The organism is Aquimarina sp. TRL1 (genome assembly GCF_013365535.1).
Classification (GTDB): domain Bacteria; phylum Bacteroidota; class Bacteroidia; order Flavobacteriales; family Flavobacteriaceae; genus Aquimarina; species Aquimarina hainanensis.
Window position 1 is genome coordinate 736,033 of record NZ_CP053590.1, and the last position, 14,799, is coordinate 750,831.

Annotated in this window: 16 protein-coding genes; 3 read left to right on the forward strand and 13 right to left on the reverse strand. The window is 34.2% G+C overall.

Annotated elements, in window-relative coordinates:
- Window position 1: 1 nt before the first annotated feature.
- The 3 genes from HN014_RS02790 to HN014_RS02800 form a co-directional block, all read right to left on the reverse strand.
- Complete coding sequence (locus HN014_RS02790; RefSeq protein WP_217704362.1) at window positions 2–547, reverse strand: FcoT family thioesterase; 546 nt, start codon at window positions 545–547, stop codon at window positions 2–4.
- A gap of 5 nt (window positions 548–552) precedes the next feature.
- Window positions 553–1,443, reverse strand: a complete 891-nt coding sequence (locus HN014_RS02795) for a TauD/TfdA family dioxygenase (protein ID WP_176027371.1) — start codon at window positions 1,441–1,443, stop codon at window positions 553–555.
- A gap of 62 nt (window positions 1,444–1,505) precedes the next feature.
- Window positions 1,506–3,080: a fatty acid--CoA ligase gene (locus HN014_RS02800; RefSeq protein WP_176027372.1), complete on the reverse strand. Its 1,575-nt coding sequence runs from the start codon at window positions 3,078–3,080 to the stop codon at window positions 1,506–1,508.
- A 301-nt stretch (window positions 3,081–3,381) separates the two neighbouring features.
- Between HN014_RS02800 and HN014_RS02805 the strand changes: the two genes are divergently transcribed.
- Window positions 3,382–4,119: a 4'-phosphopantetheinyl transferase superfamily protein gene (locus HN014_RS02805; protein WP_176027373.1), complete on the forward strand. Its 738-nt coding sequence runs from the start codon at window positions 3,382–3,384 to the stop codon at window positions 4,117–4,119.
- Here HN014_RS02805 and HN014_RS02810 read toward each other — a convergent pair.
- From HN014_RS02810 to HN014_RS02820, 3 genes are all read right to left on the reverse strand, one after another.
- Complete coding sequence (locus HN014_RS02810) at window positions 4,116–5,699, reverse strand: S41 family peptidase (protein ID WP_176027374.1); 1,584 nt, start codon at window positions 5,697–5,699, stop codon at window positions 4,116–4,118. The genes HN014_RS02805 and HN014_RS02810 overlap by 4 nt on opposite strands.
- A gap of 261 nt (window positions 5,700–5,960) precedes the next feature.
- A complete protein-coding gene (locus HN014_RS02815) occupies window positions 5,961–6,335 on the reverse strand; it encodes a hypothetical protein (RefSeq protein ID WP_176027375.1) in 375 nt (124 codons plus the stop codon).
- Window positions 6,336–6,362: 27 nt separating this feature from the next.
- A complete protein-coding gene (locus tag HN014_RS02820; RefSeq protein ID WP_176027376.1) occupies window positions 6,363–6,689 on the reverse strand; it encodes a roadblock/LC7 domain-containing protein in 327 nt (108 codons plus the stop codon).
- Between the two features lie 376 nt (window positions 6,690–7,065).
- Here HN014_RS02820 and HN014_RS02825 point away from each other — a divergent pair, with 376 nt between their 5' ends.
- Window positions 7,066–7,326 (forward strand): hypothetical protein, encoded by a 261-nt coding sequence (locus HN014_RS02825; protein ID WP_176027377.1) that lies wholly within the window; start codon window positions 7,066–7,068, stop codon window positions 7,324–7,326.
- A gap of 167 nt (window positions 7,327–7,493) precedes the next feature.
- Here HN014_RS02825 and HN014_RS02830 read toward each other — a convergent pair whose 3' ends face one another.
- The 7 genes from HN014_RS02830 to HN014_RS02860 all read right to left on the reverse strand — a co-directional run bounded on the left by HN014_RS02830 (window position 7,494) and on the right by HN014_RS02860 (window position 14,259).
- Window positions 7,494–8,051 (reverse strand): hypothetical protein, encoded by a 558-nt coding sequence (locus HN014_RS02830; RefSeq protein WP_176027378.1) that lies wholly within the window; start codon window positions 8,049–8,051, stop codon window positions 7,494–7,496.
- 1 nt (window position 8,052) lies between these two features.
- Complete coding sequence (locus HN014_RS02835; protein ID WP_176027379.1) at window positions 8,053–8,568, reverse strand: hypothetical protein; 516 nt, start codon at window positions 8,566–8,568, stop codon at window positions 8,053–8,055.
- Between the two features lie 2 nt (window positions 8,569–8,570).
- The gene (prfH, locus tag HN014_RS02840) at window positions 8,571–9,266 is read right to left on the reverse strand and encodes a peptide chain release factor H (protein WP_176027380.1); all 696 of its coding nucleotides are present in this window, start codon (window positions 9,264–9,266) and stop codon (window positions 8,571–8,573) included.
- Between the two features lies 1 nt (window position 9,267).
- Window positions 9,268–10,659 (reverse strand): RtcB family protein, encoded by a 1,392-nt coding sequence (locus HN014_RS02845; protein WP_176027381.1) that lies wholly within the window; start codon window positions 10,657–10,659, stop codon window positions 9,268–9,270.
- A complete protein-coding gene (locus HN014_RS02850) occupies window positions 10,644–11,333 on the reverse strand; it encodes a hypothetical protein (RefSeq protein ID WP_176027382.1) in 690 nt (229 codons plus the stop codon). Before HN014_RS02850 ends, HN014_RS02845 begins: the two co-directional genes overlap by 16 nt.
- Window positions 11,334–12,248: 915 nt before the next feature.
- Entirely contained in the window at window positions 12,249–13,700 is a 1,452-nt protein-coding gene (locus HN014_RS02855; RefSeq protein WP_176027383.1) for a serine hydrolase, read from the reverse strand.
- Window positions 13,701–13,977: 277 nt separating this feature from the next.
- Window positions 13,978–14,259 (reverse strand): hypothetical protein, encoded by a 282-nt coding sequence (locus HN014_RS02860; RefSeq protein ID WP_176027384.1) that lies wholly within the window; start codon window positions 14,257–14,259, stop codon window positions 13,978–13,980.
- 219 nt (window positions 14,260–14,478) lie between these two features.
- Here HN014_RS02860 and HN014_RS02865 point away from each other — a divergent pair, with 219 nt between their 5' ends.
- A complete protein-coding gene (locus tag HN014_RS02865) occupies window positions 14,479–14,793 on the forward strand; it encodes a hypothetical protein (RefSeq protein WP_176027385.1) in 315 nt (104 codons plus the stop codon).
- The last annotated feature ends 6 nt before the right edge of the window (window positions 14,794–14,799 follow it).

Genomic DNA, 14,799 nt, shown 5'->3' on the forward strand with positions numbered 1-14,799 from the left:
ATTATGGATGTAGAATAGCTAACGTAATATCTCCTTTGGATTTTCCGTTGGTTTCATCCTGAAAACTGCAGTACATCTTTATAAATGTGCAGTTCGATTTTTTGGAAATTGTATCAATCCCAACTTCTCCATAGAAGTGTTTTGCATTGATCTGACTTCGATATGAAGAACTAATACTCGCTATCAAAAAATGCGATAATTGTTTTTCTAAAAACACTTCTCCATGCTCGCTTTCAAATCCTTTTAATTCAGGGATTAATCCTTCTTTTATACAATATCCATAAAACACGTATGCTAATTGATTAAAACAAATATTAAATTCTACTGCATTAAAGTGTCCTGTATCATCTATATAACAAGAATCTGCTATCCCAAACTCTCCTTTCATCATCAGCCCTTTTTCTTGTTCTTCTTCTTTCTTTTGAAAAATTGCTTTTTTCAAATAGGTAGTATGTGAACGATATGGTTGTAACACTTCCATCATAAAATCATGATCGACAACCACTTGGTTTTCTACCTCCGGATATATTGTTTCTATAGAAGCCATTACCATTATTTTTCTAATCCAACATAAAAAGGAAGATCATCATAAATCCCAATTCTATAGCTTTTACTTTTTTCTCCGGGAGGTAAAGCAGAAGACATATGAAGCAAATATCTATTATCCCAAATAATTAAATCTCCTTTCTCCCAGGTATGTACATGAATATGTTCTTCTTTTTCGATGAATTCAAACAATTTCTTCATTGCTTCTTCATTTTCTTCGTGTTTTAGACCATCTATTTTCATCGTAAAACCGCTGCTCATGTATAAAATTTTATCTCCAGTTACCGGATGTTCTATAATGGCAGGATGTTTTACAAACGGTACCATTTCATTCATTTTATCAATCAACTGCTGGATGGATTTATCGATATCGTCAGGAGTAACTTTATATCTGTTATTTCCTCCATGTATCAGGGTGGCGCCTTCTACTATTTTTTTAAGATCTTCTGGCATTTTATTGTATACCTCATGCATATCGATATACCTGGTCTCCCGAATTGTCGGAGGAATCACAATTGGCGTTATCGAAGTAAAAGACAATGGCTTAGCTTCGAACTGACAGTCTGTATGCCAATAATGTCCTGTTCCTGCAACTCCAACTTTCTCTCCTTCTTTATTGACATTGGAGGAAACAAAAATTTCTGGATAATCGGGATGGTGATAGTTTTCCTGAAAATATACTTGTGGTCTTCCTAAAACTCTTGTAAATGCCACATACTCCTCGGGTTCCAAAGATTGGTTCCGAATTACGACTAGCTTATTTCTATAAATAGCATTTCTTATTTCTGCCAGTTCAGGATCCTCTTTTTTTAATTCTTTGACATCAATTCCTGATATTATCCCTCCTATTTCTCCGGGTTTAGCATCTTCAATCTGAATGACTTGTGTTGTTTCCATAATTTAGATTAGGTTTATTCGATATATTATTAGTTTATTACTGATGATTTTTATTGCGACACTTAGTTGACTTGCCGTTCTAATCCCTTCCAGAAAGGGGCTCTTAATTCTCTTTTCAGGATTTTTCCACTTGGATTTCTGGGAAGCGATGGTACAAATGAAATAGTGCTGGGTATTTTATAATCTGCTATTTTCCCTCTACAAAAATTAATGAGGGCTCTTTTTTTAATTTCTTGTTCGGGTTGTACTACTATAATTGCTTTTACCACTTCTCCCCATTGATCATCCGGAATACCTATTACGGCAACATCTTTTACTGACGGATGCTCACTTAATACTGCTTCTATCTCTGCCGGGTATATATTTTCTCCAGAACAAATGATCATATCTTTGATTCTATCACAGATAAAAATATAGCCGTCTTCATCTATGTAACCTGCATCTCCGGTATGTATCCATCCATCTATCATCGTTTCCTGAGTGGCTTTTGTATTATTCCAATATCCAATCATATTGGAAGGTGATTTCAGGCAAATCTCTCCTATGGTATTCGGAGGAACTGATTGATGCTTAAAGTTTATTACCTTGGCTTCTACACCTGGCAAGGGCTTACCAGCAGATTTCATTTTCTCATTCCATGGTATTGTATGATCTTCCGGGCGAAGGCATACTGCCATATTTCCCGTTTCTGTCATCCCATACACCTGAAAAAAGTCACAATCAAAAGTTTTCATTGCTATTCGCATTACCGCAGGAGTAATCGGAGATCCCCCATACAAAAAACCAGTAACAGAAGAGAAATCAGTATTTTTATATGCGGGTTCTGCTAATACAAATTGTACCATTGCCGGTACCATAGCAACTTTGGTGACTTTTAATTTTTCTATATATTCCAATGCTTTCCAGGCGATGAATGTTTCCAATACAATGCCCTTTGCCCCTACTATAAACCCTTGTATAGCCCACCATAGTCCCCCAATATGAAACATCGGTAACGACAACAATAAAGTATCCCTACTCTCGAGATTCATCCAGGCATCTCCTTTTGCATACATTCCCTGCAATAAGGAAAAAAAGCTGTAATGTGCCAATTGTACTCCTTTGGGACTTCCCGTTGTTCCCGAAGTATACATTTGTACCACCGGAGTCTCTGCCGTATGTGTTACTCTTGTTTCTAAAGAAGATTGTTCTTCTTTCCATTGCACATATTCCTGGTATTCTCCATGTGTTCCCTTACAACATATAATCTTTCTGACTGTGATTAGTTCTTCCGCTATAGAGGCGACAACATCAAAGAACTCTTCCCCAACAAATAAAACTTCTGCTGCTCCATTATTGAGGATATATAAAATTTCTTTAGCACTCAGCCGCCAATTGACCGTAATTAGTACAGCTGCAGCTTTTGCTGTTCCAAATAATATTTCAAACCCACAAATACTATCTTTTGCTAAATACCCTACTCTTGTTCCTTCTTTGACCCCTTCTTTTATCAGTCCATTAGCGACCTGATTGGTATAACAATCAAACTGGCGATAGGTGATCTCTTTATCTTCAAAAAGAAAGGCTGTTTCGTTACCTCTTATTTTTGCCTGATGGTTACAAAGTGTAACTAAGGTCTCCGGGGGGTGTTTTTTCATGAAAACAGTATTAGTTTTTTTTCTATCATGTCTACTACAAATTTCATGAATTACACCTGCGAAGGCTAAAAAGAAAAACGCCTTTTATTTCACTAATCAATCCTTAACATTTATGTTTTTACTCATTTTAATTAAAAAATCAATCCTTCTTATGTTTCTTTGAAAACTTCAGAAGAAAAAAGTTTTTTTTACGTTCTTCCACTAGTATATTTAGTTACATAAAATCGATTCTTTTAACGCTTTTTAGGGTAAAAAATCTTTTTTATTTAAATATCTTTATAGATTATAAGGTTGACAGGTTATGTATAGAAAAGGAGTTATACCATTAGAGAGAAAAGAGCGTACTTTTATGGCTGGTTTTTGTATCATTCATAAAGAACTTCAAGATTTAGAATCCATAACTCATCTTTTACATCCTAAAGAAACTACTACAGTACAGGCGTTAAAATTCGGAAAGCGAAAATCTAGTTATCTTTTGGGGCGATATGCTGCAAAAAAAGCCTTATCCATTCTCTTTCCCACCGTAGCTGCTGATAGTATTCTTATTTCTTCTGGTATTTTTAAATTCCCTGTTATAGAGTCTCATCACATTCATAATACAAAAGTAAGTATTAGTCACTGTGATACTATTGGAATCGCATTAGCATTCCCTGAAAGCCATCCTATCGGAGTTGACATCGAACGTGTTAATGAAAAAGGTATCGATGCATTAAAAAGTGTCATCAATGACCAGGAATTCAACCTACTCACTTCCTATCTTCTTCCATCTTCTGTTTGCTATACGATGATATGGACTATCAAGGAAGGGCTTTCTAAAATATTAAAAACCGGCTTAATGGCTGATTTTAATATTCTGGAGATAGAGAGCATTTCTAAAGAGGGGAATGCCTATATCAGTACTTTTAAAAACTTTGCTCAATACAAGGCTGTTTCTTATTGTATTGATGAATACATTTGTACGCTTGTATTGCCTAAAAACACTTCTCCTATCCTTTCAGAATTCGAAGAAGCCATTACATACCGGCTTGAGCAGGTTTAGTTTTCTTTGGTTTTAGCGATTTGCTGTAAAGCGGTTTGTAAAATACTATCTTTGTTTTTGTGTTTCTCTGGTATCGTTATATCGGGCTTAATCCCATACCCATCTGGTTTGGTCTCATATGGGGTGCTAATATTCATTAGGCCTATCCTAACTTTCAGTTTGGAGGTTGGGAATTCTACATTCGCAAATACTCCGGCAATAGTTCCATTGTATGCCCCTCCGGTTTCTTCTCCTATAAAAGTTGCTCTCCCTGTAGCCTTTAGATGGGTCGACAAAATACTACTCGCAGAAAAACTCTCTCCATCGATCAGCACATAGACCGCTCCTTTATAATTGCGTTCCTTAGGAGTTCTGGACTTGTTATACTTAAACTTAAAATAAGGAATCCCATTATCTTTCTTGACTGTAACAATTTGAAACAATGCAACTCCCGGAGAAAAAAGAACTCCTAACGCCTTCATAAACCAGGAAGGTGAATGATACAGAGGATACAGATTACTTGTCCGGCTAGTCATAGTTGCTTTTTTGATAAAAACATATTCTTTATCCGTCAGATATGCATATAAATGATCTATCTCTGATAGTCTCCCTCCCAGATTCCCTCGAAGATCTAATACGAGATGTGAAGCTTTTGCCGAATCCATTTTCTGAAAACTGTCTTCATAAAACTCCTTATACCTTCCTTTGGAAAACCCTCTTATTTTCATATACCCTACTACAGGAAGGGTATCTGATGTAATGAGTGTGAAGTTTCTGTTGTATTCTTTGGTGTATGGGTTATAACCATGATGCTTTCGGTATTTCTGAATTGATTTTCTCTTTGCCTTGGCTATTCTCTTTTCTTCCCTGCTTATTTTCTTCCTGGCTGGTCTTATGGAGTCTTTTTTCTTCTCTGAAGATTTACTCTTGGAATAGATGGCATGTAAATAGGATTCATAGACTAGATCTCCTTTTTTTAAAGTCAATAATACACTATCTTTTTGAAGATGTGTTTTTTCATAAAAATACCCGAGATAAGTACTTGTATAACGAGGAATAAATGTTTGGTTGTACCCATCTCCTGTCTGAAGGTTTTTAAATTCCTTTAACAACTCCTCTACTGGTTTTCCATCTACCTTCAATAAAGTTTCTCCTACGTATTTTGTACTATCCTTACCATGATTTTTCTTTATTACCAATTCATCTGCAATTTTTTCTATTCTTAACGATTTAAAGGGGGATTTTCTAACTCCTTTTTCTTTTACCTCTTTTTTTGTTTGTCTTTTTCCCGGCATCCCTACACTGGTATGTCCTTGTCTTATACTGGTAATAACCGGAGTTATTTTTTTATAAAATGCCTGACTGCTCATCGGGCTTTCTATCGAATTTTTGAGACTATCGAATTTTTGTTCTAATACTTCCTTACTTATATACCAATACAAATCCGGATGAAGTTTTTTCAATTTCTTCAGCGCATAATCTACATCTGCATGTAGTTCCGTAACGGTGTGCTCTCTGGTCAATTGCGCATTAAATTTCTTAACGGATGTACAACTTACTACAGATATAACAACTGCGAATACTAGTATTGTTCTAATCATAATTCGATTTTTTTCCGGATCATAAAAAAGCTCATGTCACCGTAGTTAATTCCATTTATACTTTAAAAAATCTGGATGTAATGATTTTTTTAAAAATCAACCGGTTTCATTTCTGCTAAATGGAAAACATCACTACAATAATCATACTATTTTTATAATATAGAAACATATACATATAAAAAAAGGAGCTTAACAGCTCCCTTTCTTAAAAAACGTTTTTTTAGATTACATGTAGGTCTGTAATCAAAAAAACGCACTTGTTTATAATTTTTGAACAATATCTTTTTTGTATTTCTTTAATAAAGCTCTGGTCATTCCCAGATTAGCAGAAGAAGAATCAACTGCCAGATAGATAAAATAATCTACTTTCTCAGAAACATCAATAATATGAATCTGATCTGTTAGTGTAATCATAATATCCTGAATAGAAGAACTTAGTCCTAATGCGCTAATCGCTTTTAATTTCGCTTTGACTACTTCCAGGTTGAATGCTGAAGCGATATCCGGATCAAAATCTGCTTTATTAGAATGTGATACATAAGATACTCCAGTTGCCACTTCTGTTACTGATACTGCAATAAACCCAGGGACATTTGTTTTAATATCCTCAATAAATTGATCTAAAAAATTTGACATAGTAGTTTTGGTATAATATAAATTGTTTTATAAAGTATTAATCATTTTTAAGCAACGACCTATTTTGGAAACTTCTTTGGAAAAAATCACTATGATTGCATCTTCTCCATGTTTATTCACTACAAAAAAACCCGCTGATGCTTTTACTAAGAGTTGTTCTAGCTCCCCATTTTTTAGATCTTGGGATAAATCACTTCCCATAGCATATATCATTTGTACCATTGCTGCTATGTTCTGCTCATAATCGACATGAGACGCACTTATTACATTCCCTTCCAAATCTAATAAAAGTGCCGCATCTGCTCCTGTATCTTCTAATACCTTGTCTAACTGTAATGGGGTCTTTTCACTCATTTGTTTCTTATTTAAAAAAAATCGCTAACCAGTTAACTATAAGTTAACATTCGTCATTTTCATTTCTTTTCAAAAATGAAGCAAAAATACACATTTAGCCTTAATAACTTTACGTATCCGACAATTTATACAACGAACCAAACCCCTGAAAAACACTGATGAAATACGAAATTATTCAACTTTACAACACTTATTATTATTTTTATACATACTATTCAATTTTTCCTTGTCACTTTCTTTAATAAATTGCCAACGAAATGAAAATTTAATAAAAATTTAATTTTCAAATAACATTAATTTTTGTAATAAATAAGCCCCTCTTCTTTTCTAAAAACCCGGATATCTTTAATTTTGCAAGGTCCCAAATTAAATAGTTATGAAAGATATCGCTGATATAAGGCTTGACCTTGATCGCAAAAGGAAAGAATTTAATCACTACCGAATTTCTAATGGAGTTTTTGGTAAATCTGATTATCTCAAATTACTGGAAACCATCGCCACTGATCATTCCCCGGAGAATGAAATCAAAGCCTCTTCACTTTCTTCTGAAGAAACTTCTAAAAAGGATCAGGCTCCTATTAAAAGATACGAAAGAACAATTAGACAAGGGTATTTCCTAAAAAGAAGAAGCCGATAGTATTTGTTTACATTCAATGTTACACTAGTATTATTTCTGATTTAAATTTATTAAAAAAAAGTCGTTTTATTGAATAAATTTAGGTTGAAAATGATATAGAAATGATTCGCATCATCATATCACTGATGACGCGAATCATCTAATTACTTCATAGCAGGGTTATCTCGTCATTTTGGAAGATATTTTGGAAGAGTCACCAACTCTTCTCTATCCAAAGGGTCAATTCCTTGAGCCAGTAGTTCTTTACTCACCTGTACTGCCCAACATTGTTCTCCGGAATGAATAGACCCGTACAATCCTAATAAGTAAACAGGCTCTACAATATTCCACCCTCTTACTTTTCGCGTTGGGATTTCCTTTCGTTCAAAAAAGTCTATTGTTACCCGAAAAAACTTGCTTTCGAATAACATCTCTGTTTTTTCATATCGTCTAAACCCTTCATTTCCTGGCATCATATCATATCGTGTCCACACCTTTTCAAATCCTTGCTTTTGCAAAATTCTCATCACTAAAGGAACATCTATCGGATTGACAAAAATATCTACATCTTTATGATCATGTGCATGTTTGTATTCAGTGTGTCCTTCTGGGGATAAAAAATGCCATGCCCACCCTCCAGAAAGGATAACATATGCTCTTAATTCATTTAATATTTCCAGAACCGGAACAATTCTATATTCCGGCCATTGTTCTCCATATCGCTTTTTATTGTGTACTGTTCCCATTTTATGTTTCTTTTTCTTCTGTTCTCTTCTTTTTCTTCTTCGGTATTTTCTCTTTTACCCTAATTTCATCTTCTTTTATTTCCTGCATCAACATCGCATTATAGGTATGCTCTTTTCCCACTTTTAACCATTTCAACGCTTCTTTATATGCTTTTTGATGCTCTAAAAGCAAGGCTTTTTTCTGATATAAAATCCCTTTATCGGTTCCTTTTACAGAAAGTCCGAATTCAATTAATCTTGCAGCTGCATCATATTCTTCATTCCACAACAATACATTGATATAATTAGGATATACATCGAAACAATATATATTCTCTGCTAATGCCTGTTGATAGTAGCTTTTTGCCGCTTCATAATCTTTTAATGCTTCTGCCTGTATCTGTCCCATAAGACAGAGCACTATCGGATTTTTTTCATCATATGACAAGGCATAATTAATTGCTTCTACTGCTTCCATTAAATCATACGGATATGCTTCCAATGCCTGAAATACATATTTATCTAATAAACTTGCCATTTTTATTCATTTATAGTATTTCGCAATGCTCTCTTTAATTGATTACGTTTATCTTTATATGTTTTGCGTTTTTGTTTTTTCTTAAAATCACTTCCAGTAAAAACTTTTACAGGATTTCCTCTCGATAACTTCACCTGATGATCCCATTCCTGATTCAATCTATCTTTTATGCTTTCTAAGTGAGCCTTTTTTACTTTTTCTTCCAATCGTTCTTTTGCAATTTTCCGATTTTGATGCTGGGATCTTCGATCCATTACTACCACCATCACTCCTGTGGGTTTATGAATAGCTCGTACTGCAGAGTTCACTTTATTTACATGTTGCCCTCCCGGTCCTGAACTTTTCATGGTTTGATAGGTAATCTGAGTTTCATCAAACGTATCATCTTTACTCTCTTCCAGCTGATGTACACCTATGAACCAGTTTTTTCGTTTGTGATATTTTCGATACCTTGAAGTTCCAATCCATTGAATAGTTCCGATCCATTCCTGGCACTTGATCATTGCTTTTTCTCCGCTTACCCTGACTATTACAGATCTAATTGTTCCATTTTCAACACCCTGATCCTTATGAAGAACCGTACAGACCATTCTTTTTTCTTTCATATCTGCTAAAAACCGTTTCAGCACCTGCGCAACAACCCACCAACATTCTGCTGGTCCTCTTGCTGCTGTTATTTGTATAGTTTTTTCTTCCATTTTATCTATCCATTCTGACAATTTTAGGAGTAAAAGTGCCTACTACCTCTACTAATTCCTTTTGGTTAGCCATTACATTATGTATATTTTTATATGCCATTGGAGCTTCATCAACCCCTCCTCCAAGTACTGTAACACCATGTTCTTTGAGCACTTTATTGATAGCGCTTTTGGTAAATTTTTCTTTACATTTTCTTCTGGACAGCAATCGTCCAGCTCCATGAGAAGCAGAATGTAAGCTTTCTGAGTTCCCTCGCCCCCGAACGATATAACCCGGTGCAGTCATAGACCCGGGAATAATCCCCAAGGCTCCTTTTCCTGCTGGGGTTGCTCCTTTTCTATGTACAATACATTCAACTCCATTCACCATTTCTTTCCAGGCAAAATTGTGATGGTTCTCTATTTTACAAATAGGTTTAGCCCCAATTAACTTCCCTATTCTCTTGTGGATATCATCATGACATGCCTGGGCATAATCTCCTGCCAGGTTCATCGCTAGCCAGTACTCGTGCCCGTCATGTGTCGACAGATCTAACCAGGCTAATTGCTGTACGTGTTTAGGTAATGGACATTGTTTGGTGGCTAAATGCGTATAGTGTTTTGCTATATTTGCTCCTAACCCTCTGGAACCGCTGTGTGTAAGCAACCCTAAGTAATCCCCGGGTTTTATCCCCCATTCATTCTCAGCATCGGTAATCGTAACGATCCCAAACTCTACAAAGTGATTTCCACTTCCTGAGGTTCCTAATTGTTTGTACGCTTTATCTTTTAATTTTTTCACCAATGGAATTGTTGTAAATTCTTCTCTGGAAAAAATTTCGTGATCGTGTTTTATTTTATGTGTTTCATACATTCCGAACTTGGTATGCTCTGACAAAATTTTCTCTAAACGATATCGCTTTCCTTTTAGATAGGATACCGCAACGGGATATACTGTCAGACACATTCTGCAACCTATATCAACTCCCACTCCATATGGAATAACAGCATTGTTTGTTGCTAAAACACCTCCAATTGGCAATCCGTACCCTGTATGTGCATCAGGCATTAAAGCTCCTGCTACAGAAACCGGCAATTTCAGAGCATCATACAATTGATATTTCGCCTGGTCATCTATTTCATCTTCTCCATATATCATAAAAGGAGCTCTTGTCGTATTTAATGCATGCTTCTTTACTGTTACAGGTGTTAACAGACTTTCTGCTATTTTTCCCCATACTCCATCTCCTTTAAACAATTCCGGTTTAAGAAGTACTTCTTTTGCTTCTTGTAATATCTGTTCCTTTTTTTTCTTTTTATAATATCTATTAATCTGACCTAATGCCACATTAATACTGTTATTCTTCGGAAACCCTAACTTAATAAGGTCTTTCCCTCTTAATTTCTTTCCCATGATATTTCTTTATCTATTATTTCTTTACAGGTATACCGTTGTAGGTTTTTCAACCCTTTTTTAATGTCTTGTCTTCTTTTTTTAGATGTGGGAGTACCCCAACGGTCTTTCCATGCATTTCCTTTTTGGCTCAAAGCGTAATACGCATTCTTCAGAAGTTGTTGCTGCAATAAATCACGGACTGCTTCCAGAGCAGGGTTGATCTTTTTTTGATGTGTAACATATGCTCGTGTCAGCTTTACTCTATATACCAACGATGGAAAATTTATATAAAACCGAAGTCGTATTTTTTTCTGTTCCGTGTAATAGTAAAAAGGTATACAAAGGCATTTTGCCGCATCTGACAATTGATTATACTGGCGTCTACTTATAGTAGTTACATTTTTATGCAACATATATTTAGTAGATTCCTTCAACCTTTTTTGAGTAGCTTCTTCTTTTGTTCTACCCCAATACAACTTCTCTATGATTTGGTACACCTCGAGAATAGCTTCTTTATTTTTGTACCTTTCCAGCTTTGTCGTAAGTACCAATTCACTAAACCACCCATGTCGAATAGGAACTTCCAGTGGCATGTACCCTAACTGATATATTTCTTTATAAACCTGAGCTAGTCTTCGTCGAATACAATATATTTCTTTTAGCCGCTGCCCTTTTATGGCTATTGGCTTCATAATTATATATACGATATTGTTATACCACTTATCTTTTAGGTTTCTTGAATGAAGCCTCTAATAACTGGTACAAAAAATTAAAAATGTAGACTATTGATTTCTGTAAATACCTAGTACCTCTGAAATCTTAACGGAATACATCGTTTCGTTTCATCTGTTTATATGTATAACCTTTATTAATATCGAATTGGAATTACCGATCGATAAACTCATATGAACTTATTGATGACAGCTCATTCCATGATATATCAAAAAATATGTATGTTTATCGGAAGATTCTTACTTAGATAGATCTGAATGAAAAAAATCCGATACTTATATTCGCAGACTTCTTTCATTTTTTAAGCAGTTTTCCTACATCTTGAAGTCCCGAAGTTTCATTACGACAGTTCCTTGATCTGGCATAATCTCAAAGTTATTTTTTATAAAAATCATATAACCTTCGGTTTTTTAATGGTGAATATTTGTTTTTTCAGAACCTGTTTCCATAACATTGTTCCGGACTGCAAATATGAAACTTTTTTTTAATTTAACAAACAAAAAAATAATCACAAAAATCTGAAAATCAATAAGTTAACACAAAGAGAGTCCTGTCCGTATTACAACAGATATCATAGAGATTGGTAAAAAATTGATCAACAGCCATTTATACTTTCTACCTTATTTTTAATAAAACAGGCATTTCGTAATAAAAAAACATAAAAAAAGCGCTCATTTTAGGTGAGCGCTTCGATTTTATATATTTTCTTTTAAGTATATGCCTATGATTTCTCTTTGAAAATGGCTTTTTCTGCGCCCTTATTATGTATGAAAAACAAAATCATCGGAATATATTTCTTTTTTAGTTCTTAAATCAGACTACAAATATGAGGTTTTTTTCGGAAAAAATTAGAATTAGTCATTCTTTACTTTCTTTTAATGCTTTTCTGAAGGTGATAATTCCTTGAGTTTTTTAAGCATTTCATCGTTATAATTCCATTCATTAGTAACATTATTTCGGATGGCTTTTAGATAATAAAAAACGGCACTGTCTTTTTCTTTGACATTTTCATATCCTTCTGCAATTGATGCTGAAGAAACCCACCACTCGGGATACACGCTTTCATTTACGGAAAACACTTCTACTGCTTTTCTTCCTTCCGCTGAATACAAGAAACTATTACCGATTCCATTTATATTCCATCGTAGGTTCTCTAATGGTTTCTCCTTATTTTCTTCCTTAAGAGTCCTATACTTTTTTATAGCATCTTTATAATTCCCTGACAGTACCAGCTTTATCACTTCTGCTTCTAATACAGGCTTCTTTTTATATACACTAGGAATAATCATTCTTGCTATATCATTTATAAGTATATCATGAGCTGCTACTTTGCTCCCATTGGATAAAAATACAATCGTAAGATCATCATCTACAAACTTTCTGAATCCTGTTATATTCCCTCCACTAAAACCATAAGATTTTTGCTGATTGATAATGTAATTCGCCCAGCCATATAAAAAATCATCTTTTTTATTCTCAAAATTAAAGGCACTCCACATTTCCTTTTTTGTTTTTGGGAGTAGTAATTCATTCTGATCCAATCTATCATTCCACTTTATGAATTCTCGCAATGTCAAGTTAAGCCCATTTCCTGAATGCCCTCTTCTCCCATTGTCTATTGTTGATTTTAAAAACTTTTCTTCTTTATTATTATAAAAGTATCTGGTAGCTCTATTTTCTTTTTCTTCTAGTGAATTTGACGAAAAGTAAACCGATTTTTTTTCGCCCCTAAATTGGTTAATACGAACAAAATCTTCGAAAGGCATAAGGGTTACTTTCTCTATTAGCTTAGTTAACAGCCAATAATTGGTTTGGGTGTACCTAAATCGATCCCCTGCTTCATATAACATCGAATCCTTCTCTAATAAAGCCATTAACTCTTCATCTGAGAGTTCATCTCCATACCTAACAAAATCCGGCACGCCAGAAGAATGTGTAAGCAGGTGTTTTACTTTTATTGATTGCCAATGGACAGGGAGGTCATCGATATGCTTTACTATCAAATCTTCCAATCTAATTTTCCCTTCTTCTATCAACTGAAAAACAGCTACAGTAGTAATTAATTTGGTAGTAGAAAATAACTGAAATGTTGTCTTCTCATTGACCGTTTCTTTTGTTTCTAATGAAGCTTGTCCTAAATACTTCTCGTATATTAACGCTCCATCTTTAACAATACCTATTGCTACTCCTGGTATGTGATGAAACTTCATTACATCTGTTATATAATTATCTATCGCTAGGGGATCAATAACACTGGTAGGAGTTTTTTTACATGCAAAACATAATAAAAGGATTATTATGCTACTTGCACTAATCACTGTTTTCATCTTTTCATTTTTGTTGACTACAAAAAAAGAAGTACCGTTACATTGCTACTTTACTCTAATTGGTTATCTGGTTCTCTCCAAAAATAAGCATGAAAAATAGTGTTGAGTTAGTCTTATTGAGTTAACACAACGCATGAGCGAGGGAAGTATTCTTTTGTTTTAGTTTCGCAAATCTCCTCAGGTACGCATACGGGGTATTACAATAAGAAATGGAGTTTATCTGGCAAAACCAACGCATTTAAATCTTCATCATCAAGAAGAATACATATAGTAGTGTTTAAAACCTGCTTTTCCTTCTGCCAAAATAGCCCCCTTTCATCTTATCGATATACGTTTTTACAGCTTCTACATTATTACTTGTTCTCTTGTGTTTTTCCTGAGCTATTTCTTCAGTAGTGCTATCTTGTATTTGCGCTTCTGATTTAGTATCAATGGTTTCACTTAAAAACTCCAGATCTACTCTGGTCACAATTCCGTTACCGATTCTACAATGTCTAAATCTTTCTTTTCTTTTAGACAATATCTTTTTTAATTCCGGGGTAGGTTTTTCTTTCATCATATCTTTTTAAGATAATAAAAATCAATCACTTAAAAAAGAATTTTCTTAAAAAAAGATCATTCCCGGTATAAAATTTTAGTTCTGAAAATAAATTCTAATAAACCATCACAAAACCACTTGTATTTGTTTTAAAATCAACATTTTATTAGTATCTTCAATAAGAATTCGATCCTTTTTCTACTTAAGGATCTTTTTTAGTCATAAACCCAAATTAACAATATGCCCGATTTAAAAGAAATCCAAGATTTAACCAATGCAGAAATTGTACTTATGGCAAATGAAAAAGGAGATATCATTGATTCTATAAATGTAGAATATGACTCCAATATCGCCTTAATGACAGAAACTGCTTTTACAATGTGTGATGAATTATCACAGGACTTAATCAATGGTCATTTAGATCAACTTGTAGCAAAAACTTCTGAAGGATATTTCATTGCTAATAAAATTGATTCAGAATTCATCATTCTTATAGCTTCTAGAGATTTATCTAAACTGGGACTATTGTTAAAATATATGAGTAACATAAAATAATAAACC